We start from the raw sequence: 23,401 nt of genomic DNA, 5'->3' as shown, positions 1-23,401 counted from the left end.
CGGCTCGATCGGGTCCGACCCCGGCGAGACCGTAGCGCTGCCGCAAGAGTTGCGGCAAGAGCAATGAAAGCAACGGCAAGAATTTTCACGCCCCTTGCCCAGGTGACTGCCGGGCAAGCGGCACGGTGTCCGCCGCGCAGCGTGAGCACTCGGGCGGGTGTTGTCCTCGTGCCGCTCGGGTGACAGTTGCCCGGTAGGTGCTCAGGCTTTTTGGGCAGGGTGGTCGCTTACGGCGGTACGGAGTCGCCCGGCTCGCCGTATACCGGCGACGAAGGCGGTCCAGGCGGAGGCCGGGAACAGCAGCGCGGGGCCGGTGGGGTTCTTGCTGTCACGGACGGGGACGGTGCCGGCAAGGTTGCCGGCGAGTTCCAGGCAGTCACCGCCCTGCCCATTGCTGTAAGTACTCTTGCGCCATCTGGCGCCGTTCAGGTCGGTTCCTGCGGGGCGCATCGGCTGAACTCCTCCATCGCGACGGCGCGGACGCGGAGCTTGCGCAGCTTCACGCCGTAGAGCGCGGGCAGGGACGCGGACGGGTCGAGTTCCTTCGGCGCGGGCATCGACTGTCCCCCGTTTTCGATCGAGCGCAACGCAAACCATTACCCCTGGTGAGCATAGCGTCACGTACCGATGATCGTGGGGAGAGTCGGGATCGTCACGCAGGAAGGGCACTCACGATGCCACCACAGGAACGCAGAAGGCGGGCGGCCGCGATCCAGGACGCCGGCGCCGCCCGGGACGAACTCCGCCTCGCCCTGGACGAGGTGGGCGTACGCCTGCCGTCGTTGGGGCTGGACAGCGTCTCGCTCGCCGGCGACTACCTGCCACCGCTGGTGGACCTCGGACGCTGCAACCCGGGCACGGCCCGGCAACTGGCGGCGGCGCTGCGGGAAGGTGGCCGTTCCGGCGAGCTGAACGCCCGGGTGCGCGAGGGGAACCGGCGGAGTACGAACCGGCCATGAGCACCCCGAAGGGCCCGCCGCTCCCCAGCGGAAGTGGCGGGCCCTTCGGGGGTCCGGAAGGGGACCGTCAGGCCCGGGTCCACCACACCGTGGTGTCCGCCGGCACCTGCGCCTCGCCGTTCGCCTCGGTCACCTCGCCGCTGGCCAGCAGCACCCGCCCGTACGCGGGCACCGTCACCGACTCGCCGGTGGTGTTGGCGACGCACACGAACTCCCCGCGCCGGAAGGCGAGGACACCCTCGGGCGCGCGCAGCCACTCCACGGCGTCGCCGGCGCCCAGGTCGGCCTGCTCCCGGCGCGCCGACAGCGCGGCGCGGTACAGCTCCAGGGTCGAGCCGGGGTCGCCGGTCTGCGCCTCGATGCTCAGCTCGCCCCAGCCCGCCGGCTGCGGCAGCCAGCTGCCGCCGTCGCCGAAGCCGTACGACGATCCCGTGCGCGTCCACGGGATCGGCACCCGGCAGCCGTCGCGGAAGCCGTCCTGGCCGGCGCCCCGGAAGTACGCCGGGTCCTGGCGCACCTCGTCCGGGAGGTCGACGACGTCCGGCAGGCCCAGTTCCTCGCCCTGGTAGACGTAGGCCGAGCCGGGCAGGGCCAGCATGAGGAGGGTGGCCGCGCGGGCCCGGCGCAGGCCCAGCTCGCGGTCGCCGGCCAGGCGGATCTGGGTGCCGAGGCCCGCCGGGTTGGCGAAGCGGGTGGCGTGCCGGGTGACGTCGTGGTTGGAGAGGACCCAGGTGGCGGGGGCTCCGACCGGGCGCATGGCGTCCAGCGTGCGGTCGATGACCGTGCGCAGCTCCTCGGCGTCCCAGTGGGTGCCCAGGTACTGGAAGTTGAACGCCTGGTGCAGTTCGTCGGGGCGGACGTAGTTCGCGGTGCGCTCGACGGTCGGGGTCCACGCCTCGGCGACGAAGATGCGCTCGCCCGAGTACTCGTCGAGGATGAGCCGCCACTGGCGGTAGATGTCGTGGACGCCGTCCTGGTCGAAGAACGGCATGACATCGTTGCCCAGCAGCTTGAGCTGCTCGTGGTCCCCCAGGTCCGGCAGGCCCTCGGCCTTCACCATGCCGTGGGCGACGTCGATGCGGAACCCGTCGACGCCCATGTCCAGCCAGAAGCGCAGGATGGACCGGAACTCGTCGCCGACGGCCGGGTGTTCCCAGTTGAAGTCGGGCTGCTCGGGCGCGAACAGGTGCAGGTACCACTCCCCCGGCGTGCCGTCGGGCTCGGTGACCCGGGTCCAGGCGGGGCCGCCGAAGATGGACTCCCAGTCGTTGGGCGGCAGTTCGCCGTTCTCGCCCTTGCCGGGACGGAAGTGGTACCGGTCCCGCGACGGGGAGCCGGGGCCCTCGGCGAGGGCGCGCTTGAACCACTCGTGCTGGTCGGAGGAGTGGTTGGGGACCAGGTCGACGATGATGCGCAGTCCCAGCCCGTGGGCGTCGCGGATCAGCGCGTCGGCGTCCAGCAGGGTGCCGAACATGGGGTCGACGGCCCGGTAGTCGGCGACGTCGTAGCCGGCGTCGGCCTGCGGGGAGGCGTAGAAGGGGCTGAGCCACACGGCGTCCACGCCCAGGTCGCGCAGGTACGGCAGGCGGGCGCGGACACCCTCCAGGTCGCCCATGCCGTCGCCGTTGCTGTCGGCGAAGCTGCGCGGGTACACCTGGTAGATGACCGCGTCGCGCCACCAGTCGCGGCGCCTCGTGGCAGTGGCGGTGGCGGAGGTGGGGGCCGGTGCGGCGGAGTGCTGCTGGCTCATGGCGTCCTTGATACGTGACGAGGAGGTTCGGGTCATGGAGTCGCGGTCGTGGTGGTACGACGGCGGGTGTCGACGGGGGTCGGCGAGTGACGGCGGGTGTCGACGAGTGGCGACGAGTAGCGACGGGTGACGAGGCGGCCGCGGTGCCGGCGGGGTCGGATGGGCACCGCGGCCGCCACCCGCGCGCTGGGGCGCGGGGGTCGGTGGGCGTCAGCCCTTCGTGCCGCCGGCGGTGAGGCCGGTCACCAGGTTCTTCTGCACGAGGTAGAAGAAGGCGGAGACGGGTATCGCGACGAGCACGGCGGTCGCCGCCATCAGGTTGCGCTGCGCGTCGTGCTCGCTGACGAAGCTCTGCAGTCCGACGGCGAAGGTGTACTTCGTGTCGCTCAGCATGAACGTCGAGGCGAAGGCGACCTCGCCGAAGGCGGTGATGAAGCTGTAGAAGCCGGCGACCGCGAGGCCCGGCTTCGCGAGCGGCAGGATCAGCCGGAAGAAGGTGCCGAAGGGGCTCAGTCCGTCGACGCGGCCGGCCTCGTCGATCTCGAACGGGATGGTGTCGAAGTAGCCCTTGAGCAGCCAGGCGCAGTACGGCACCGCGGTCGAGCAGTAGACGAGGATCAGGCCGAGGTAGTTGTCGATGAGCCGCAGGTCGGACAGGATCTGGTACATCGGCACGATCAGGACCGCGATGGGGAACATCTGGGTGACCAGGAGGACCCACATGAGCTTCTTGTAGCCCGGGAAGCGCATCCGGGAGACCGCGTAGCCGGTGGTGGCGGCGACCATCACGCCGATGACCGTGGTGCCCAGCGAGACGATCAGCGAACTCTTCAGCCATTCGAAGAAGTTCGTGTCCTGGAGCACGAACGCGTAGTTGTCGAAGGTCATCTTCGACCAGATGCGCCCGGGGTGCAGATAGTCGTCCTTGTCCGGGCCGAGGGACAGGTAGACCAGCCAGGCGATCGGGAAGATCGCGACGAGGCTCGCGACGGTCAGGATGCCGTGGGAGGCGAGGGACGCGGCGCGGCTGCGCTCGGCGCGCCCGCGCGCCGGGCGCGGCCGCGTGGTGGACGCGGTGGCCTGCTCCGCGGGAGCCTCGGTCGGCACGGTGCTTGTACTCATGGGGGCTCCTGCCTCAGTTCGCGAGCTGCTGCTCATTGCGGTTCAGCCAGCGGCGGTAGAAGGAGGTGAAGACGATCAGGATGGCCAGCAGCAGGATGCCGTAGGCGGCGGACTGCGCGAAGTCGCGCGGCTGCTGTCCGAAGCCGAGCTGGTACGCCCAGGTGACGAGGATCTGCGCCTCGGGGGCGGTGTTGCCGAACAGCAGGAAGATCACGGCGAACTGGTTGAAGGTCCAGATGATGCCGAGCAGGACGACGGTGGAGCTGACCGACCTGAGCCCGGGCAGGGTGACGTGGCGGAACCGCTGCCAGGCGTTCGCGCCGTCCATCTCGGCGGCCTCGTAGAGGCTGGCGTCGATGGACTGCAGACCGCCGAGGAGCGAGACCATCATGAACGGCACACCGCACCAGGTGTTGACCATGATCGCGGCGAACCGCTGCCAGAAGACGTCCTCCAGCCACAGCGGGGTCGGCAGGTGCAGCGCTTCGAGCCCGGAGTTGATGATGCCGCTGTCGGCGAGCATGAACCGCCAGCCGAAGACGGTGACGAAGGTGGGCACGGCCCACGGCAGGACCAGGATCAGCCGGTAGAAGGTGCGCCCGCGCAGCTTCTGGTTGAGCAGCAGGGCGAGGCCCAGGCCGATGAAGTAGTGCAGGCCGACGCAGAGCGCGGTCCACACGATCGTCCAGATGAAGTGCGACCAGAAGCGGTCGTACGCCGTCGGTCCCCACAGGATGTCGGCGTAGTTGTCCAGGCCGACGAACTTGTAGGTGGCCGCGATCTCGTTGACGCCGATGGTGCGCGCGGAGTTGAGGCTGTTGGCGTCGGTGAGCGTGAGGTAGAGGCCGTACCCCAGCGGGTACAGCACGAGGACGCCGAGCACGACGGCCACCGGCGCGATCATCGCGTAGGCGTACCAGTGCTTCTGGTATCCGTCTTTCAGACGCCGGCCGAGGCCGGGCCGCGGGGTGCGGTCACCGCGGCGCTTGCCGGTCGCGCGGTCGATGGCGACTGTCATGGTTCGACACCTTCGGGAGCATCAGGAGGATCGACTGGAGCGTCAGCGGAACAGGGGGGGGGGACGACGCGCGGGCCGGTGGCCGCCGGGTCCCCCGCCCCGGGGGAGGGGGACCCGGCAGCCACACGGACTCACTTGCCGAAGTCCGGCACCAGCTTGGCGATCGCGGTCTCGGCGTCGCTCAGGCCCTTGTCCAGGGACTCCTTGCCGCCGGCGATCTGCGGCAGCTCGTCGTCCAGCGGGGCCCACAGGGAGCTGTACTCGGGCAGGGCCGGGCGCGGCTGGGCGGCCGGCAGGACCGTCTGGTAGCCGGCGATGCCCGGGTCGGCCTTGACCGTGTCCGTGTAGGCGTCGTCGCGGGTCGGCAGCGTGGAGTTCTTCAGGGCGACGGTCTCCTGGGACTTCGCCGAGGTCATGAACTTCACGAACTTCAGCGCCGCCTCCTGGTGCGCCTTGTCCGAGCCGGCGTACACCGACAGGTTGTGGCCGCCGGTCGGGGCGCCCGCCTTGCCGGTGGAACCGGCCGGGACGGTGGCGATGCCGAGGTTCTTCCTGTCCTTGAACGCGGCGCCCTTGTAGAAGTTGGTGATCTCCCACGGGCCCTGGATCGTCGAGGCGACCTTGCCGTTGACGAACGCGTCCTGGATGTGCGCGTAGGCGTCGGCGGTGGTGTCGGCCTTGTGCAGGCCCTTGCCGTCGAACAGGCTCAGCCAGGTGCCGTAGGCCTTCTCGGCCGCGGGCGACTTGACGGTGACCTTCTTGGCCTCGGCGTCGACCGTGTCGGTGCCCTCGCCGTACAGGAACGGCTGGGCGTAGTAGCCCGCGGTCGAGCCCCAGAAGCCGTCGACGCCCGTCTTGTCCTTGATGGTGGCGGCGGCCTTCTTCAGGTCGTCCCAGGTCTTGGGGGCCCCGACGCCGGCCTTCGCGAAGAGTTCCTTGTTGTATACGAAGGCGAGGGTGTCGGTGACCAGCGGCACGCCGTACGTCTTGCCCTCGTACTTGGCCTGCTCGATCAGGTTGGGCTGGAACTTGGCCTGGTCGGCGAGGGCCTCGGTGCCGTCCAGCGGCAGGAAGAAGCCCTTCTTGGCGAATGCGGGGGTCCAGCCGACCTCGGCGCGCAGCACGTCCGGGGCGCCCTGGGCGCCGGCGGCGGTGTCGAACTTGTTCTGCGCCTGGTCGAAGGGGACGTTGACGAAGTTGACCTTGATGCCCTTGTTGGCGGCCTCGAACTCCTTGACCAGGGCCTTGTAGGTCGGCGCCTCGTTGGTCGCGTTGGAGGTGTCCCAGTAAGTGATGGTGACCGGTCCGCCCGACTCGCTGTCGCTGTCGCCGTCCCCGCCGCACGCCGTCGCCGCGAGGGCGAGGGACGCCACCAGCGCGGTGGCCGCTATGCCACGCCGCATGAGTTCTCCTTGAGGGTGAAAGCCCGTGTGGTGCAGGGTGCGGGCCCGTCCGCCGCTCCTGCCGACACCGACCGCGTCATTGCCGCCGTCGGGCGACGTGAACGTAACAGCGATGTAAGCGCGGACGAAAGGTCTTGCAGCAAAAAAGTGCAAGAAAGCCTCGAAGTTATCCGCGCGTGACCTCCTGGCGACCGTCATGAGACGCTTGTTTACGGGGAGCGAGCGGTATCCGGCTGGTTGTGCAAGACTCTGCAAGCTCTTGCCGCCACTTTCTCCAGGGAGCCGCGATGTCGCAGCAGCCCGCGCCGAGCCGTCCAACGGGCCGCCCACGGCGCCCGATCGGTGGGCAAGGCGCCGTCCGACAGGTACAGTCCACCCCTGTGACCACACGGCTTGCCGACATCGCCGCCCAGGCGGGGGTGAGCGAAGCGACGGTCAGCCGCGTCCTCAACGGGAAGCCGGGCGTCGCCGCCACCACCCGACAGTCCGTACTCGCCGCCCTCGACGTACTGGGCTACGAGCGCCCCGTGCGGCTGCGGCAGCGCAGCGAGGGCCTGGTGGGCCTGATCACCCCGGAGCTGGAGAACCCCATCTTCCCGGCGCTGGCCCAGGTCATCGGGCAGGCGCTGACCCGCCAGGGCTACACGCCGGTGCTCGCCACCCAGACCCCGGGCGGCTCCACGGAGGACGAGCTGACGGAGATGCTGGTCGACCGAGGGGTCGCCGGCATCATCTACGTCTCCGGTCTGCACGCCGACACCAACGCCGACATGCAGCGCTACGAGCGGCTGCGCGCGCAGGGCGTGCCGTTCGTCCTCGTCGACGGCTTCTCCTCGAAGGTGCAGGCGCCGTTCATCTCCCCCGACGACCGCGCCGCGATGAGCCTCGCGGTCACGCACCTCGTCTCGCTCGGCCACACCCGCATCGGGCTGGCCCTCGGTCCAAAGCGGTTCGTGCCCGTGCAGCGCAAGATCGAGGGCTTCGTCCGCACCGTCCAGGACCAACTGGACGTGAGTCCCGAGACCGTGGAGAAGGAGTTCGTCCAGCACTCCCTCTACACCCTGGAGGGCGGCCAGGCGGCGGCCACCGCGCTCATCGAGCGCAACTGCACGGCGGTGGTGTGCGCCAGCGACATGATGGCGCTGGGCGCGATACGGGCGGCCCGGCAGCAGGGCCTGGACGTACCCAAGGACATCTCGGTCGTCGGCTTCGACGACTCGCCGCTGATCGCCTTCACCGACCCGCCGCTGACGACCGTCCGCAAGCCGGTCCCCGCGATGGGACAGGCGGCGGTGCGCACGCTGCTGGAGGAGATCGGCGGAACTCCCGCGCCGCACAGCGAGTTCGTGTTCATGCCGGAGCTGGTGGTCCGCGGCTCGACGGCGTCGGCGCCGGGCGAGCGCAACCGGTCCTGACCCCTCCTCCGGGGCCACGGGTGCGGGCCGCACCCGGCAGGGGGATGATCGGTGGCGGAAGGCTTTTCTGGCAGACTTCATACCTATGGGTGACGTGACCGTGAGGACTCCGGAACGCCTGGAAGAGGCCGTTCCGCGCCCCGTCACGGAGGAGACGGGGCAGGGCGGGAGCCTCATGCACCGGCTCCGCGCGCCCCGTCGGCCCCGCCTGTGGTTCGAGATCCTGCTGATCGCGCTCAGTTACTGGACGTACTCGCTCGTCCGCAACGCCGTACCGGAGCAGCGGGCACAGGCGCTGCGCAACGCCGACTGGATCTGGCGGGTCGAGCGGCAACTCGGCATCGCGGTCGAGGAGTGGGTCAACCACGCCGTGAACTCGGTGACTTGGCTGGTCGTCGGCATGAACTACTACTACGCCACGCTGCACTTCGTGATGACCCTGGGTGTGCTGGTGTGGTTGTACCGCAGCCACCCCGGGCGCTACGCCGCGACCCGGCTCGTTCTCTTCGCGACGACGAGCATCGCCCTGGTCGGCTACTACCTGTATCCGCTCGCCCCGCCCCGTCTGATGAACGGGGGGCGTTTCATCGACACCGTGATGGTCCATGAGACGTGGGGGTCGATGGCGTCCGGGGACCTGAAGAACATGTCCAACCAGTACGCGGCGATGCCGTCGATGCACATCGGGTGGTCGGTGTGGTGCGGAGTGACGATCTTCGCGCTGGCGTCGGTGCCCTGGGTGCGGGTGCTGGGGCTGGTGTATCCGGTGCTCACGCTGGTGGTGATCGTCGCCACCGCCAACCACTTCTGGCTGGACGCGGTGGGGGGCGTGCTGTGTCTGGGGTTCGGGTACGGGGTGACGGCGGTGTGGTACGGCGCGCTGCCGCACGCGCTGCCGCGGTGGGTGCCGGGGGTTGATGACCGGTGGGGGTCTTGGATGCCTACGCGGGCATAGACGTGCCCGGCGCTGAGGCTGGGCGGTGGCTGGGCTAGGTGTAGAAGAGTTCCTCCACCGCTGTCCGGGCCCGGCGGGCCGTGCGGCGGTACTCGTCCAGCATGTCGCCCGCGTGGCCGGGGCCGTGGCCCAGGTAGCGGCCCACCGCCGCCAGCTCGCGGGGGTCGGTCGGGAAGGTGTCACCGGCCCGCCCGCGCACCAGCATCACCGCGTTGCGCACGCGCGTCGCCAGCACCCACGCCTCGTCGAGTGTCCCGGCGTTCTCCGCCGAGACGAGCCCGGCGTCGGCCGCGGCGGCCAGGGCCTGACGCGTCCGGGTGGTCCGCAGCCCCGCCTCCCGGTGGCCGTACCGCAACTGGAACAGCTGCACGGTCCACTCCACGTCGGACAGCCCGCCCGGCCCCAGTTTGGCGTGCAGCTTGGGGTCCGCGCCGCGCGGCAGCCGCTCGGACTCCATCCGGGCCTTGAGCCGCCGGATCTCCCGTACGGCGTCCTCCCCGAGCCCGCCGGCCGGGTACCGCAGCGGATCGACCAACTCGATGAACCGCCGCCCCAGATCCTCGTCGCCGGCCACGAACTCGGCCCGCAGCAGGGCGTGCGACTCCCACACCAGTGACCAGCGCCGGTAGTAGGCCTCGTACGACTTCAGCGTCCGCACCAGCGGGCCGGACTTGCCCTCGGGGCGCAGGCCGGCGTCGATGATCAGGGGCGGGTCGGCGCTGGGCACCTGGAGGAGGCGCCGCATCTCGGAGACGACCTTGTTCGCCGCGTCGGACGCCTCCCGCTCGTCCACCCCGTCGCGGGGCTCGTGCACGAACAGCACGTCCGCGTCGGAGCCGTAGCCCAGCTCGTGCCCGCCGAACCGGCCCATGCCGATGACCGCGAACCGGGTCGGCAGGGTGTCGCCCCAGCCCTCCCTCACGACCGCCCTGAGCGTCCCCGCCAGCGTCGCCGCCGTCAGGTCCGACACGGCGGCGCCGACCCGGTCCACCAGGGCGCCCTGGTCGGCCTCGACGGGCTGCGCGTCGGTGCCGTAGGAGCCGACGATGTCCGCGGCGGCCGTACGGAACAGCTCGCGGCGCCGCATGCCGCGCGCGGCCGTGACCGCCTGGACGGCGCCGTCGGCGCGGCGGACCGCGGCGAGTGTCTCCTGCTCCAGCTGGGCCCGTCCGCGCGGCGTCAGTCCCCCGGCGTCGCCGTCCCCGAGCAGCGCGACGGCCTCGGGCGCCCGCATCAGCAGGTCGGGGGCGAGCCGCCCGGCGGAGAGCACACGGGCGAGGTTCTCGGCCGCCGCGCCCTCGTCCCGCAGCAGCCGCAGGTACCAGGGCGTGTTGCCGAGCGCGTCGGAGACCTTGCGGAAGTTGAGGAGGCCGGTGTCCGGGTCGGCGGAGTCGGCGAACCAGCCGAGCAGCACGGGCAGCAGGGTCCGCTGGATGGCCGCCTTGCGGGTCACGCCGGACGCCAGCGCCTCCAGGTGCCTGAGGGCGGCGGCCGGGTCGGCGTATCCGAGGGCGACCAGGCGCTCCCGCGCGGCCTCGGCGCTCAGCCGGGCCTCGCCGGGCGCCAGCTGGGCGACGGCGTCGAGCAGCGGCCGGTAGAACAGCTTCTCGTGCAGCCGGCGTACGACGGAGGCGTGCCGCTTCCACGCGCGCAGCAGCCCGGCGACCGGGTCGGTGCGCAGCCCGAGGGAGCGGCCGAGGCGGCGCAGGTCGGCCTCGTCCTCGGGCACGAGGTGGGTGCGCCGCAGCCGGTGGAGCTGGATGCGGTGCTCCATGGAGCGCAGGAAGCGGTACGCCTCGTCGAGCTGGGCGGCGTCGACCCGGCCGACGTAGCCGCCCGCGGCCAGCGCGTCCAGCGCGTCCAGCGTCGTACCGCTGTGCAGGGAGGCGTCCGCCCGCCCGTGCACCAGTTGGAGGAGCTGCACGGCGAACTCGACGTCCCTGAGGCCGCCGGGGCCCAGCTTGAGCTGCCGGTCGACCTCGGCGACGGGGATGTTCTCCACCACCCGGCGGCGCATCTTCTGCACGTCGGGGACGAAGTTCTCGCGGTCGGCGGCCTGCCACACCAGGGGTTGCAGGGCTGCGACGTACTCCGCGCCGAGGTCGGGGTCGCCGGCCACCGGGCGGGCCTTGAGCAGCGCCTGGAACTCCCAGGTCTTGGCCCAGCGCTGGTAGTAGGCGAGGTGGCTGCTCAGGGTGCGCACCAGCGGGCCGTTGCGGCCCTCGGGGCGGAGATTGGCGTCGACGGGCCAGATGGAGCCCTCGACGGTCGTCTCGGAGCAGATCCGCATCATGTGCGAGGCGAGCGAGGTCGCGGCCCTGAGCGCCCTGGCCTCGTCGGCCCCGTCCACCGCCTCCCCCACGAAGATGACGTCGACGTCGGAGACGTAGTTCAGCTCGTGGCCGCCGCACTTGCCCATCGCGATCACCGCGAGCCGGCACAGGGCGGCGTCCTCGGGCGCGTCCGCCTCGGCGAGGGCCAGCGCGGCGCGCAGGGTGGCGGTGGCGAGGTCGGCCAGCTCGGCGGCGGTCTCGGCGACGTCGATGGTCCCGCACACGTCGCGGGCGGCGATGGACAGCAGGCAGCGCCGGTAGGCGACGCGCAGGGAGACGGGGTCGGTCGCCTCGGCGAGGCCGCGCTCGAACTCCTCGACACCCCGGTGCAGGTCGCGCGGCTCGTAGGTGACGAGGGCCTGCCAGTCGCCGGCGTGCCGGGCGAGGTGGTCGGCGAGCGCCTCGGAGGCGCCGAGCACGCCGAGGAGGCGGTCGCGCAGCGGTTTGGCCGCTATCAGGGTGTCCAGCAGCTCCCGGCGGGCGGTCGGGTCGGGCTGTGCCTCCAGCAGCCGGGCCAGGCCGTGCAGGGCGAGGTCCGGGTCGGCGGTGGCGCCCAGCGCCTCCAGCAGGACCGGGTCGGCGCGGACCGGCTCCAGCTCCGCGCCGTCCAGCAGCCGCTCGGCGGCCGAGGGATCGGTGAAGCCGTGCCGCAGCAGCCGTGTGAAGGTACTGCTCCGGCGCCCCGGCGACGTCATCTCGGCCTCCTGTCGGACCTGCGGGACGGACGGGCCGGTGGGATGGGACCCGTCGGATCAAGGTCGTCCGGCCTTGAGCGTAACCGGGGTGCCGCGCCAAGGCGCCGGGCATGCCGGGGGGAGCGGTCCGCGCCGTGGATCCCGGCCTCGGGTGGACCACTCCACACTCGTACGATATCTTGTACAAGCCGCGAAGGGAGGCACCGGTATGTCCATCACCGCCAGCGAAGCCCGTCAGAACCTCTTCCCCCTGATAGAGCAGGTCAACGAGGACCATGCCCCGGTGCACATCACTTCCCGCAAGGGAAACGCCGTCCTCATGTCCGAGGAGGACTTCACGGCCTGGACGGAAACGGTGCACCTCCTGCGTTCTCCCAAGAACGCCCGTCGTCTGCTCGACTCCATCGCCGAGGCCGAGTCCGGCGGCGCCCGGCAGCGTGAGCTGATCGATCCGGACGCGGAGAGCGCGTGAAGATCACTTTCACGTCGCACGGCTGGGAGGACTACGTCCACTGGGCCGAGAGCGACCGGAAGGTGACCAAGCGGATCAACAAACTGATCACCGACATCACACGTGACCCGTTCAAGGGCATCGGCAAGCCGGAGCCGCTGAAGGGCGACCTGTCGGGCTACTGGTCACGACGCATCGACGACACACACCGTCTCGTGTACAAGCCGACCAACGACGCGCTGATCATCGTCCAGGCGCGGTACCACTACTGACGCGGTACCCCTACTGCCACTGCGTTCGACCGATCATTGTGTTCGACCGATCACTGTGCTGACTTACCCGTGTTCGACAACGAAGTCGAAGGAGTCACGCCATGGACTTCACCCTCGAAGTCATTCCCCTGCCCGTCACCGACATCGACCGCTCCCGGGACTTCTACCGGGACAAGGTCGGCTTCCACGTCGACATCGACCAGGAGGTCATGCCGGGGATGCGGATCGTCCAGCTCACGCCTCCGGGCTCCGGCTGCTCGATCGCCCTCGGCGACGCCATCTGGGAGATGGCCCAGGGACAGAGCCGCCCCGCCCCCGGTTCGTACCAGGGCCTGCAGCTGTGCGTCGCCGACATCAAGGCGGCCCACAAGGAGCTGGTGGGACGTGGTCTGGACGTCTCCGAGCCGGTGCAGTACGCACCGGACGACGGGGCCACCTTCATGTACTTCAAGGACCCGGACGGCAACGGCTGGGCGATCCAGGAGTACCGGCGCCGGGAGACGGAGCCCCTGTACCAGGTGCTGGCGGAGCTGAAGCGGCAGCGCTAGCCGCCGGCGCCGGCGGTAGCTCCGGCTGCCGGTGGCAGCAGCGACGGCGGCGGTACGGCGTCCGCGGGGTCCGCGGGCCGGCTCCGGACGGCGGAGTCGGCCCGGGGCCGCGTCAGCCGGTCTCCCGCCACCGGTTGGTGATCGGCAGGCGGCGGTCCTTGCCGAAGCCCTTCGCCGAGATCTTGGTGCCCGGCGGGTACTGCCGCCGCTTGTACTCCGCGGTGTCGACCATCCGCAGCGTCTTCGTCACCAGCTCCCGGTCGTACCCGGCCGCCACGATCTCGTCCGCGCCCCGGTCCCGGTCGACGTACAGCTCGAGGATGGCGTCCAGCACCGGGTAGTCGGGCAGGGAGTCGGTGTCGACCTGGCCGGGGCGCAGCTCGGCGCTCGGGGGCTTGGTGATCGAGTTCTCGGGGATCGGCGGGGTCTGCCCGCGGGCCTCGGCGGCCCGGTTGCGCCACTCGGCCAGGCGGAAGACCGACGTCTTGTAGACGTCCTTGATGGGCCCGTAGGCGCCCACGGAGTCGCCGTACAGCGTCGAGTACCCGACCGCCAGCTCCGACTTGTTGCCCGGCGCCAGGACGATGTGGCCCTCCTGGTTGGAGATCGCCATCAGCAGGGTGCCGCGCAGGCGTGACTGGAGGTTCTCCTCGGCGAGCCCGCTCAGGCCCAGCGAGCCCATGTACGCGTCGAACATCGGCTCGATCGCCACGGTGCGGTAGTTGAGCCCGGTCCGGCGCGCCATCTCCGCCGCGTCGTCCTTGGAGTGCCCCGAGGAGTACTTGGACGGCATCGACACCCCGTACACGTTCTCCGCGCCCAGCGCGTCGCAGGCGATCGCCGCGACGAGGGAGGAGTCGATGCCGCCGGACAGCCCGATCAGCACCGAGCGGAAGCCGTTCTTCGCGACGTAGGCGCGCAGCCCGACGACCAGCGCCGAGTAGACCTCCTCGTCGTCGTCCAGCCGCTCGGCGTGTCCGCCGGACAGCCCGGGGTCGTAGGCGGGCACCGGCTCCTCGGACAGCACCACCCGGTCGATGCGCAGCCCGTCGTCGACCACGCCGGCCGGGGCGTCGGCGTCCGCGGCCGGCAGGTCGAGGTCCAGCACCATGCAGACCTCGGAGAACTGCGGGGCCCGCGCCACGACCTGGCCGTCCCGGTCGACCACGATCGAGTCGCCGTCGAAGACGAGTTCGTCCTGCCCGCCGATCATCGCGAGGTACGCCGTGGTGCACCCGGCCTCCTGGGCCCGCTTGCGCACCAGCTCCAGCCGGGTGTCGTCCTTGTCCCGCTCGTAGGGCGAGGCGTTGACGGAGAGCAGCAGTCCGGCCCCCGCCGAGCGCGCGGCCGGCACCCGGCCGCCGTCCTGCCACAGGTCCTCGCAGATGGCCAGGGCCACGTCGACGCCGCGCACCCGCACCACCGGCATGGTGTCGCCGGGCACGAAGTAGCGGAACTCGTCGAAGACGCCGTAGTTCGGCAGGTGGTGCTTGGCGAAGGTCAGCACCACCTCGCCGCCGTGCAGCACCGCCGCCGCGTTCTGCGGGGCGCCCGCCGGCTGGCCGTACTTCGGCCGGGCCGTCGCCGAGCGGTCGAGGTAGCCCACGACCACGGGCAGCCCGCCGAGGCCCTCGTCCGCGAGCCGCGCCGCGAGGGAGCGCAGGGCGGCGCGGGAGGCCTCCACGAAGGACGGCCTGAGAGCCAGGTCCTCGACGGGATACCCGGTCAGCATCATCTCCGGGAACGCCACCAGGTGCGCTCCCTGCTCGGCCGAGTGCCGGGTCCAGCGGACGACCGACTCCGCGTTCTCGGCGATGTCGCCGACGGTGGAGTCGATCTGGTTCAGGGCGAGTCGTAGTTGAGGCACGCACCCAGTCTAATCGTCAGAACGACGCGATGGGGTGGCGCGCCGCCGGGCCCGGCCTCAGGCCCGCGGCTTCGCGCCCCGCTCGGCCAGCAGGTCCGCCATCAGCCGGATCTCCGACTCCTGCGACTCCACCATCCCCCGGGCCAGCCGCCTCTCCACCCCGACCGTGCACTTCTCCACGCACCCCTCGGCCATGTGGACGCCGCCCTTGTGGTGCTCGGTCATCAGCTGGAGGTAGAAGACCTCCGCCTGCCTGCCGTTCAGGGTCCCGAGCCGCTCCATCTCGGCGTCGGTGGCCATCCCCGGCATCAGCGAGCCCTTCCCGGCGGAGGGCATGTCGCCCATGCCCATCCAGGTCATCGGCGGGTCGGAGGACACCTTGGGCAGCCCCCACAGGTCGAGCCAGCCGATCATCATGCCGCGCTGGTTGGCCTGCGTCTGCGCGATGTCGTACGCGAGCCGCCGCACCTCCTCGTCCTCGGTGCGGTCGCGCACGATGTACGACATCTCGACGGCCTGCTGGTGGTGCACCGCCATGTCCCGCGCGAAGCCGGCGTCCGCGGAGTCGGCCGCCGGGACGCGGTCGGCGCCGTCGTCCCCGGCGACCGCGTAGGTGATCGCACCGGCCGCGACGAGCGCCGCCGCGGCGGCCGCCACGATCCAGCCGGCCTGCTTCGGTTTCACGGTCTCACTCCGACAGTCCGTTGGTGCAGGCGGCTCCCGGCTCGGGGGTCTGCTCGCCCTGGACGAACTTCTCGAAGAACTTGTCCACGTTCGGGTCGTCGGCGCCCGTCACCGTGCGCTGGTGGCCCCAGGCGGTGAGCATGATCGGGTCCTTCTGCGCGCTGTTCGGGCTCATCAGGGAGTACGGCGTCTTCTCCACCTTCGCCGCCAGTTTCTGCACGTCGGCCTTCGGGGCCTTGTCGGTGTACGTGACCCAGACGGCGCCGTGCTCCAGCGAGTGCACGGCGTTCTCCTTGTTGAGCGGCTTGGTGTAGACGTCGCCGTCGCAGTTCATCCAGACCTGGTTGTGGTCGCCGCCGACCGGGGGATCGACGGGGTACGTCACCTTCTTGGCGACGTGGTTGCGGGACAGGTTCCCCTCCCAGGTCTGCACCCCGTCCTGCCCGGCGACGAACTTGCCGGTGCTCTTGTCGTCGGACGCCGTGGCGTCGTCGGAGTCGCCGGACTGCGACCGGACGAGGACGACCCCGCCGACGACGAGACCGGCGACGATCACGGTGCTGACCGCGATCGTGAGGATCCGGTTCCGGCGCTCGCGGGCCTCCTCGGCGCGCCGCATCTCGGCTATGCGTGCCTGTCGCGCCGTGTTGCTGCTCTTCTTGGCGGAACCCATGAGGTGTGCCCTTCTGGGAAAGAAAGAAAAAGAAAGAGGGGGCGGTGAGTCCGCTGATCGTAATGGTGGAGGGGTGGTCCTTCGTAGGGAGGTCACAGGATCCGCCGCCGGATCTGTCCGGTGGGATCCCAGGAATGGCCCGATCGAACACGTGGCCTCTACTCTGCGGGGAGAGCGGTGCACCCGACGTACGTGAGACGTTCAGGCGGGGATCGGTCTGCCGATCGAGGTCCGCAACGCACACGAAACCGTGCTGTGGTGTGATGCTCGAGTGCCCGACCGCCTCCCGCCGTACCGGAGACAGGCGGCCTGACCAGCAAGGATGGGGAAGCGGAAGATGGACAAGCAGCAGGAGTTCGTGATCCGGACGCTGGAGGAGCGCGACATCCGGTTCGTACGCCTGTGGTTCACGGACGTTCTGGGCTTCCTCAAGTCCGTCGCCGTGGCCCCGGCCGAGCTCGAGCAGGCCTTCGACGAGGGCATCGGCTTCGACGGCTCCGCGATCGAGGGCTTCGCCCGGGTCTACGAGTCCGACATGATCGCCAAGCCGGACCCGTCGACCTTCCAGGTCCTGCCGTGGCGCGCGGAGGCCCCCGGCACGGCGCGGATGTTCTGCGACATCCTGATGCCGGACGGCTCCCCCTCCTTCGCCGACCCGCGCTTCGTCCTCAAGCGCGCCCTGGCCCGCACCTCCGACCTGGGGTTCACCTTCTACACCCACCCGGAGATCGAGTTCTTCCTGCTGAAGGACAAGCCGGTCGACGGCTCGGTCCCGACGCCCGCCGACAACTCCGGGTACTTCGACCACACCCCGCAGAACATCGGCATGGACTTCCGCCGCCAGGCCATCACCATGCTGGAGTCGATGGGCATCTCGGTGGAGTTCTCCCACCACGAGGGCGCCCCCGGCCAGCAGGAGATCGACCTGCGCTACGCGGACGCGCTCTCCACGGCCGACAACATCATGACGTTCCGCCTGGTGATGAAGCAGGTCGCGCTGGAGCAGGGCCTGCAGGCCACCTTCATGCCGAAGCCGTTCTCGGAGTACCCCGGCTCGGGCATGCACTCGCACCTCTCGCTCTTCGAGGGCGACCGCAACGCGTTCTACGAGTCCGGTGCGGAGTACCAGCTCTCCAAGGTCGGCCGGTCCTTCATCGCGGGCCTGCTGCGGCACGCGGCGGAGATCTCCGCGGTCACCAACCAGTGGGTGAACTCCTACAAGCGCATCTGGGGCGGCTCCGAGCGCACGGCCGGCGCGGGCGGCGAGGCCCCGTCGTACATCTGCTGGGGCCACAACAACCGCTCGGCGCTGGTCCGCGTGCCGATGTACAAGCCCGGCAAGACCGGCTCGGCCCGCGTCGAGGTCCGCTCCATCGACTCCGGCGCCAACCCGTACCTGACCTACGCCGTCCTGCTGGCCGCCGGGCTGAAGGGCATCGAGGAGGGCTACGAACTCCCGCCGGGTGCCGAGGACGACGTCTGGGCCCTGTCCAACGCCGAACGCCGCGCCCTGGGCATCGAGCCGCTCCCCCAGAACCTCGGCGAGGCCCTCGCCCTGATGGAACACAGCGACCTGGTCGCGGAGACCCTGGGCGAGCACGTCTTCGACTTCTTCCTGCGCAACAAGCGGCAGGAGTGGGAGGAGTACCGGTCGCAGGTCACGGCGTTCGAGCTGCGGAAGTCGCTGCCGGTGCTTTAGGCGCAGGTCGGATCAGGTTTCCAACCTGACGTGCCCCGGGGCCGGAGACAAAGGTCTCCGGCCCCGGAGTCAGGCGGTCCCGCTCGGGCCGTCTGCGGGCCGTCTTCCGGCCGACGTGTTCTGTACCGTCTCGCGTGCTTCGGTGAGGGCTCGCTGCCTGAGGTTGCCGCCGAACAACTGCACCGCGGTGGCGGCCAGGATGTCATCCCTGCCGATGGTTCGACCGTCCCCCCTCCGGACGGACAGGGCCCCGACGGAATCCTTGGGGAACGGGGGTGGGGCCGGTTCGCCCGACATCACCAGGGTGACCGAACCGAAACGTTTGACCCCGCCCTCGCGGACGACCATGGCCGCGTCCCGGGCGAGGTCCGTCAGGAACGCGCTCGCGATTCCGTCCAGGTCGCGGACCATCGCCGGGACGGCCGTCGCCCCCCGGCTCCGCAGCAGCTTCCTGACCCCGGCCTCGAACCTGTGGGCGCCGACCACAGCACTCGGTTTGCGCGACCCGCTGCGCTTACGGGAAGGCACGAGGACACCGTCGGCGTCGTACAGAGCACCGGTCAGGCCTTGAAACGTCGGGCTGTGGTCGTACCACTTGGTCCCCACCTCGAGCTCGACGTTCCGGTCGATCGCCGAGAGCAGGTCCCCGGGAACCAGCTTCTTCCGGGCCTCCTCCGCCGCCGCTCTCCTCGCGCCGTCGATGATCTCCGTCAGCACTGTCCGCGTCACCGACGCGGCGGCCCACGCGGCCGACCGAGAGACGTGCATCGGGGTCACGTCCCTGAACACCGCTTTGACGAGAGAGGGCTTGAACAGCGAGGCATCCATGACCGAGGCGGTCCTGGGACCACTGCGCTCAGGGCGTACGGGCTGTGCGGTCATCGGAAGAAAAGCTCCTTGCTGTCGGTCAAGGGCCTGACGGGCATATCCCGGCGGCCGGGCCGATGATGAGTAGGCGCACCAACGTCACAAGTCCCCCGCTGACGCTGACACGGGGGACTTGGCGCACTCACCGAAAGGCGGTATCGGAGTCTCTACGGCAACGAGGTCACCAGATCACCAGCGACGTCAAGTGGGCGGTGGCATTGAACGCCAGGCCGCGCTCCTGCCATTTTTCCAAGGTGATGGCGTTCTGATAAGTTCCGCCTTCTATGGTGTAGAAGAACGTGACCTTGTTGTTGCCCGAATGGAACATTGAGACCCCGTGAACATTCACGTTCATCGCACCGGCATTGGCGAAACACGTCGGCAAGCCGTACGATTCCACTCGTGCGTACTCGTTGATCGTCGAGGGCCATCGGCAATCAACGGAGCTTACTGCAGCGGCAGGTGTCGCCGGAATTGCGACCGTAAATCCGGCAGCGACTGCCGCCGTGACGGCAATCTTCTTGAATAATACCTTAGCCCTGACGGGGCGGTTCTTTTTCACGCCAGACACGCTACTTGAACCCTCTAGGGGATTCAACTGCTCCGCCCGTCCGAATCGGGGAGTTGTCCGAATTGCTGGAGTCCTTCATGTGGATTGAGACGGCCGGCAGACGGGATTCAGCCATCGGCATGCCTCTACCGGCAAAGACATCGCACACCTCACTGTCGTTCATTTCATTGATCGCGATCCGGCGGTCTACTGCTTCCCTCACGACAGTCATTCGCTGATTAACCTCAGGGGGTTTGTGCAATTGGTTCGCGAGAGCAACAGCCATGTCGAACCATCCGGCCATCTCTCCCGTTACCTGATGATGCTTGAGTCGTGACAGGCGTGTCGACGAGGTCGGGGCCACGAGCAAGCCAGTCGTGCCAGGGCGCCCACGCATCAAAGGCGTCCATCTGGCCGATGTGAGTACGGAAGGCGGGGCCGTCCGTGGACCGCCGGAGGACGGCCCACGGTGTCCGCTGAACGACCAACACCGACCACCCGACCGTTGGGTCGACGCTGCATGTACGGCGTCCACCGGAGGCCACTTGCTGTAGCGCTCCGCCGGGTGCGGGTGGGGGGTCAGCCCCCACCCGCACCGGCGACGAACCCCGCCCACGCCGCCCGAGTGACGGCGAGGCGGGGGCCGTGGGGGTGCTTGGAGTCGCGGACGTGGATGGCAGCCGAAGTTACCGCCACCTCGACGCAGTCACTGGGCTCGCTGGTGTCGCTGTAGCTGCTCTTGAACCAGGCCAGGTCGGCGAAATGTCCGGATGGGCCCTTACGACTCATGTCTCCCCCAGCAGTTGTTCGATGAAGGCCACTGATTCCCGGGCGGGCAGGGCCTCGGCCCGGATACTGCCATAGCGCAGTTCGAGGATGCGCAGTTGCCGGGGATCCGTGACGGGCCGACCGCCGAACAAGTCGTCGGCCCGGCCGACCGCCGTGCCGTCGTCGAACTTGAGGACCTGCATCCGACCTCCTCCCGGATGGTCACCGCGAGACGTCGGCATCACCTGGATCTCCACGTGCCGCAATTGCGCGACCTCCAGCAGGTGCTCCAGCTGCCCGCGCAGGACCATCGTGCCTCCCACAGGCCTTCTGAGAGTCGCCTCTTCCTGGACGAAGCTGAGTTCCGGGGCCGGGGCACGCTCGAAGATCGCTTTGCGCCCCATACGCGCGGCGAGCGCACTCTCGACCTCGTCCTCCGAGAGAGCCGGCCGACGCGTACGAAGAAGTGCGCGCGCATACTCCTCCGTCTGGAGAAGCCCGTGCAGGCTGTAGCTGCCGTAGGAAAGCGACTCGACGGCCCGCGACTCCAGCTTCGCCAAGTCCCGCACCTGCTTGGGGTACCGGACCTTCTTCACGTCCTCCCAGGTGGCCGCGAGGAGCCCGCCCGCGTCCAGCACCTGGTCCGCCTTCTCCAGGTACTCCCGGCGGGGAATCCGCTTGCCGCCCTCGACCTTGTAGACCAGGTCCTCCCCGTACCCGACCGCCAACCCGAAGTCGGCGGCCCTCATGCCCACCGCCTCGCGGCGCAGCTTCAGCTGCCGTCCCACCGTGGCGATGACGGCCACGCCCCACTCGTCATCCGGGTCGACTTCCCAACCCGCCTCGTCCGCCCCGCCGTCCACCGACATCCGCACCCCTCCGTCGTACGCGTCGTATCGCGAGGTGCCTCACGGTAGGCGGGTGGGTCGCACCCGGGGACGGGAACGGGATTCCGGGCATGCCTACGGGTGACGTGCGAGCAGTGTCGTCAGGATCTGCTCCGCATGGGTCCACAGCAGGGCGCCGCCGATGCCGGGGACGACGTGGCGGCGGGCGCCGGGGAGGCGGGTGGCGAGGAGGACGCCGTGGTCGGGTGAGTGGCTGGTGTCCTGCTCGCCGTACCAGATGTCGACCGGGACGGTGACGCGGTCGAGCGCGAAGGGCCAGCGGCCCATGGCCAGGACCGTGTCACGGGCGTATCCGGCGGCGGCGCCCTGCGCGAAGCCCTCGGCCAGGGCGCGGCGGTACGCGGCCGAGAAGTCCGGGTCCCGGTAGACGGCGAGGTCGCAGTCGGGGCTGCCTCCCATGACCAGCTCCCCCATCGCGTCCGCGTCGAAGCCCGCGAAGAACTCCTCGGCGGCGGCCGGGTCGCGCACGGCCCGGTCGGTCAGGGCGCGCAGTTCCGGCGGCAGGACGTCGGCGAACTCGGGCGCGGCGATCTCGTCGGCCGCGGACACCAGCGCCAGCGCGGCGGCCGGGCCCGCCTCGGCGCAGGCGAGGGCGAAGGGCGCGCCCTGCGAGTTGCCCACCACGGCCGGGCGCCCCAGGCCCCGCCGCGCGCACAGACGGCGGACGTCGGCCGCGAAGTCGGCGAGGGTCCGGCCGGGGGCCGGGGTCGAGGCACCGAGTCCCGGGCGGTCGACCGAGACCAGGCGTACGCCGAGCCGGTCCACGACGCCCGCGCCGAAGCCGAGCCGACGGCTCGTGGCCGCGCCGGGGCACAGCAGGACGGGCACCCCGTCCGGCGGCCCCCACTCGGCCCAGCCGAGCAGGCGCCCGTCCGGCAGGCGGGTCTCACCTAGGCGGAGCGGGTCGGACACGAGGATGGTCATGCACCGCATCCTGGCGGCCGGGCCGTCGGCCGCGCACGGAATTTTCCGCTGCCGCATTCTGCGCTGCCGCCGGGCGGGCCGGGGAACGTGCCGGCGAGTCCGGCGGCACGACGGATGGGAGCGGATGTCCCGGCGACACGCCGCGTACGCGGTGTTTCGCCGGGACATCCGCTCCCCTCATGCCCAGGGCAACGGCTGAACCGGGGCCAGGGCCGGGACCAGGGACCGGGGCCGGGGACCAGGGCCCGACGGTCGAAGCGCCGCAGGCCCCCGCCGCCGTCACCGTCGCGCCGGCTGCGAGGCCTCCGGCACGTGCGCCGCGACCACGCGTTCCCGCCCGGTCGCCGGAGCGGCGGCGGCCCGGCGGCGGTCCACCGCGTACGCCGCGACCGCGACCGCCAGGCCGAGGACGGCCAGCCCCGCGCCCGCCGTCGCCGGGGACGTCACGCCGAAGCCCGCCGCCAGGGCGAGGCCCCCGATCCAGGCGCCGCCGGCGTTGGCGAGGTTGAAGGCGGCCTGATTGGCCGAAGAGGCCAGGGAGGGGGCCGCGGAGGCCTTCTCCATGACCATGAGCTGGAGCGGGGAGCCGGTGATGAAGGCCGCCATGCCGAGCAGCGCCACCGCCACCGCCGCCGTGACCTCCGTGCGCATCAGGAGCGGGAAGAGGGCGAGGACCACGACCAGGGAGGTGAGCCCGCCGAAGAGGGTGCCCCGCAGGGAGTGGTCGGCCAGCCGCCCGCCCAGCAGGTTGCCCGCGGTGGCGCCGACGCCGAACAGGGCGAGCAGCAGTGTCACGCTGGCCTCGGCGAACCCGGCGGCGTCCGTGAGCATCGGCGTGATGTAGCTGTACGCGGCGAAGAGCGCGCCGAAGCCGGCGACCGTCGTGCCGAGCGCCAGCCAGACGGGGACGGAGCGCAGGGCGGCCAGCTCGCCGCGCAGGCCCGTGGCGGGGGCGGGGGCGTGGTCGCGGGGGATCAGCACCGCCAGCGCCGCTATCGCCGCGACGCCGATCGCGCTCACGCCGAGGAACGTCGCCCGCCAGCCCAGTTGCTGGCCCATGGCCGTCGCCGCGGGCACGCCGACGATGTTGGCGACGGTGAGGCCCAGGAACATCAGGGAGACGGAGCGGGCCTTGCGTTCCGGCGCCACCATGCCGGTGGCGACCACCGCGCCGACGCCGAAGAAGGCGCCGTGCGGCAGACCGCTGACGAAGCGGGCGGCCAGGAGGGAGGCCTCGCCGGGGGCGACGGCCGAGAGGGCGTTGCCGACCACGAACAACGCCATCAGGGTGATCAGGACCGTGCGGCGGGACATCCGTGCCGTCGCCGCCGCGAGCAGCGGGGCGCCGATGACGACGCCCAGCGCGTACGCCGAGACCAGGTGGCCGGCGGTGGGGATGGAGATGTCCAGGTCGTCCGCGACGTCGGGCAGCAGGCCCATCATCACGAACTCGGTGGTACCGATGCCGAAGGCGCCCACGGCAAGGGCGAGCAGGGCCAGGGGCATGAAGGGGTCTCGCCTTTCGAGAGCGGGGGTGCGT

Annotated in this window: 23 protein-coding genes; 7 read left to right on the top strand and 16 right to left on the bottom strand. The window is 70.6% G+C overall.

What is annotated here, in order from left to right; genetic code table 11:
* Positions 1–201: 201 nt before the first annotated feature.
* Together RM812_RS32000 and RM812_RS31995 are read right to left on the bottom strand one after the other, a co-directional pair.
* Complete coding sequence (locus tag RM812_RS32000; RefSeq protein ID WP_311580475.1) at positions 202–450, bottom strand: DUF397 domain-containing protein; 249 nt, start codon at positions 448–450, stop codon at positions 202–204.
* On the bottom strand, positions 426–557 hold the full coding sequence (locus RM812_RS31995) for a hypothetical protein (RefSeq protein WP_311580471.1): 132 nt from the start codon (positions 555–557) through the stop codon (positions 426–428). Before RM812_RS31995 ends, RM812_RS32000 begins: the two co-directional genes overlap by 25 nt.
* Positions 558–674: 117 nt before the next feature.
* Here RM812_RS31995 and RM812_RS31990 point away from each other — a divergent pair, with 117 nt between their 5' ends.
* Entirely contained in the window at positions 675–959 is a 285-nt protein-coding gene (locus RM812_RS31990; RefSeq protein WP_311580469.1) for a hypothetical protein, read from the top strand.
* Positions 960–1,026: 67 nt separating this feature from the next.
* Here RM812_RS31990 and RM812_RS31985 read toward each other — a convergent pair whose 3' ends face one another.
* From RM812_RS31985 to RM812_RS31970, 4 genes are all read right to left on the bottom strand, one after another.
* Positions 1,027–2,709, bottom strand: a complete 1,683-nt coding sequence (locus RM812_RS31985; RefSeq protein ID WP_311580466.1) for a glycoside hydrolase family 13 protein — start codon at positions 2,707–2,709, stop codon at positions 1,027–1,029.
* 210 nt (positions 2,710–2,919) lie between these two features.
* Positions 2,920–3,831, bottom strand: coding sequence for a sugar ABC transporter permease (locus RM812_RS31980; protein ID WP_311580463.1), 912 nt, complete (start codon positions 3,829–3,831; stop codon positions 2,920–2,922).
* Positions 3,832–3,844: 13 nt separating this feature from the next.
* Positions 3,845–4,849 (bottom strand): carbohydrate ABC transporter permease, encoded by a 1,005-nt coding sequence (locus RM812_RS31975; RefSeq protein ID WP_311580460.1) that lies wholly within the window; start codon positions 4,847–4,849, stop codon positions 3,845–3,847.
* A gap of 131 nt (positions 4,850–4,980) precedes the next feature.
* Positions 4,981–6,252: an extracellular solute-binding protein gene (locus RM812_RS31970; protein WP_311580457.1), complete on the bottom strand. Its 1,272-nt coding sequence runs from the start codon at positions 6,250–6,252 to the stop codon at positions 4,981–4,983.
* Positions 6,253–6,632: 380 nt separating this feature from the next.
* Between RM812_RS31970 and RM812_RS31965 the strand changes: the two genes are divergently transcribed.
* Both RM812_RS31965 and RM812_RS31960 read left to right on the top strand, forming a co-directional pair.
* Complete coding sequence (locus tag RM812_RS31965) at positions 6,633–7,667, top strand: LacI family DNA-binding transcriptional regulator (RefSeq protein WP_311580452.1); 1,035 nt, start codon at positions 6,633–6,635, stop codon at positions 7,665–7,667.
* Between the two features lie 85 nt (positions 7,668–7,752).
* On the top strand, positions 7,753–8,622 hold the full coding sequence (locus tag RM812_RS31960) for a phosphatase PAP2 family protein (protein ID WP_311580448.1): 870 nt from the start codon (positions 7,753–7,755) through the stop codon (positions 8,620–8,622).
* Positions 8,623–8,656: 34 nt separating this feature from the next.
* Here RM812_RS31960 and RM812_RS31955 read toward each other — a convergent pair whose 3' ends face one another.
* Entirely contained in the window at positions 8,657–11,650 is a 2,994-nt protein-coding gene (locus RM812_RS31955) for a bifunctional [glutamine synthetase] adenylyltransferase/[glutamine synthetase]-adenylyl-L-tyrosine phosphorylase (protein ID WP_311580445.1), read from the bottom strand.
* Between the two features lie 208 nt (positions 11,651–11,858).
* On the opposite strand from RM812_RS31955, the gene RM812_RS31950 reads away from it, so the two are divergent.
* The 3 genes from RM812_RS31950 (at position 11,859) to RM812_RS31940 (ending at position 12,921) form a co-directional block, all read left to right on the top strand.
* Positions 11,859–12,122, top strand: a complete 264-nt coding sequence (locus RM812_RS31950; RefSeq protein ID WP_311580442.1) for a type II toxin-antitoxin system Phd/YefM family antitoxin — start codon at positions 11,859–11,861, stop codon at positions 12,120–12,122.
* Positions 12,119–12,373: a Txe/YoeB family addiction module toxin gene (locus RM812_RS31945; protein WP_311580439.1), complete on the top strand. Its 255-nt coding sequence runs from the start codon at positions 12,119–12,121 to the stop codon at positions 12,371–12,373. Before RM812_RS31950 ends, RM812_RS31945 begins: the two co-directional genes overlap by 4 nt.
* 101 nt (positions 12,374–12,474) lie before the next feature.
* Entirely contained in the window at positions 12,475–12,921 is a 447-nt protein-coding gene (locus RM812_RS31940; RefSeq protein WP_311580435.1) for a VOC family protein, read from the top strand.
* 112 nt (positions 12,922–13,033) lie between these two features.
* Here the strand turns inward: RM812_RS31940 and RM812_RS31935 are convergent, their stop codons facing one another.
* From RM812_RS31935 to RM812_RS31925, 3 genes are read right to left on the bottom strand one after another with little or no spacing between them, the layout of a single operon-like run.
* Positions 13,034–14,788: an NAD+ synthase gene (locus RM812_RS31935; RefSeq protein ID WP_311580432.1), complete on the bottom strand. Its 1,755-nt coding sequence runs from the start codon at positions 14,786–14,788 to the stop codon at positions 13,034–13,036.
* Between the two features lie 57 nt (positions 14,789–14,845).
* Positions 14,846–15,472, bottom strand: coding sequence for a DUF305 domain-containing protein (locus RM812_RS31930; protein ID WP_311580428.1), 627 nt, complete (start codon positions 15,470–15,472; stop codon positions 14,846–14,848).
* A gap of 4 nt (positions 15,473–15,476) precedes the next feature.
* A complete protein-coding gene (locus RM812_RS31925; RefSeq protein WP_311580424.1) occupies positions 15,477–16,145 on the bottom strand; it encodes a DUF3105 domain-containing protein in 669 nt (222 codons plus the stop codon).
* A gap of 337 nt (positions 16,146–16,482) precedes the next feature.
* Here RM812_RS31925 and glnA point away from each other — a divergent pair, with 337 nt between their 5' ends.
* Positions 16,483–17,844, top strand: a complete 1,362-nt coding sequence (gene glnA / locus RM812_RS31920; protein WP_311580421.1) for a type I glutamate--ammonia ligase — start codon at positions 16,483–16,485, stop codon at positions 17,842–17,844.
* 69 nt (positions 17,845–17,913) lie between these two features.
* On the opposite strand, the gene RM812_RS31915 is transcribed toward glnA, so the two are convergent.
* From RM812_RS31915 to RM812_RS31890, 6 genes are all read right to left on the bottom strand, one after another.
* Positions 17,914–18,726 (bottom strand): hypothetical protein, encoded by an 813-nt coding sequence (locus RM812_RS31915; RefSeq protein ID WP_311580418.1) that lies wholly within the window; start codon positions 18,724–18,726, stop codon positions 17,914–17,916.
* 166 nt (positions 18,727–18,892) lie between these two features.
* Positions 18,893–19,273, bottom strand: coding sequence for a beta/gamma crystallin domain-containing protein (locus tag RM812_RS31910; RefSeq protein ID WP_311580415.1), 381 nt, complete (start codon positions 19,271–19,273; stop codon positions 18,893–18,895).
* Positions 19,274–19,840: 567 nt separating this feature from the next.
* A complete protein-coding gene (locus tag RM812_RS31905) occupies positions 19,841–20,050 on the bottom strand; it encodes a DUF397 domain-containing protein (RefSeq protein WP_311580412.1) in 210 nt (69 codons plus the stop codon).
* Positions 20,047–20,898, bottom strand: a complete 852-nt coding sequence (locus tag RM812_RS31900; protein WP_311580408.1) for a helix-turn-helix domain-containing protein — start codon at positions 20,896–20,898, stop codon at positions 20,047–20,049. The genes RM812_RS31905 and RM812_RS31900 overlap by 4 nt, the downstream gene beginning before the upstream one ends.
* Before the next feature lie 93 nt (positions 20,899–20,991).
* On the bottom strand, positions 20,992–21,861 hold the full coding sequence (locus RM812_RS31895) for an alpha/beta fold hydrolase (RefSeq protein ID WP_311580405.1): 870 nt from the start codon (positions 21,859–21,861) through the stop codon (positions 20,992–20,994).
* A 279-nt stretch (positions 21,862–22,140) separates the two neighbouring features.
* Complete coding sequence (locus RM812_RS31890; protein WP_311580401.1) at positions 22,141–23,367, bottom strand: MFS transporter; 1,227 nt, start codon at positions 23,365–23,367, stop codon at positions 22,141–22,143.
* Positions 23,368–23,401 lie beyond the last annotated feature (34 nt).

It is taken from the genome of Streptomyces lancefieldiae, from assembly GCF_031845825.1.
GTDB classification, from domain to species: domain Bacteria; phylum Actinomycetota; class Actinomycetes; order Streptomycetales; family Streptomycetaceae; genus Streptomyces; species Streptomyces lancefieldiae.
The sequence above is the reverse complement of the archived record's forward strand: the minus strand, read 5'-3'. Positions and strand labels throughout refer to the sequence as shown.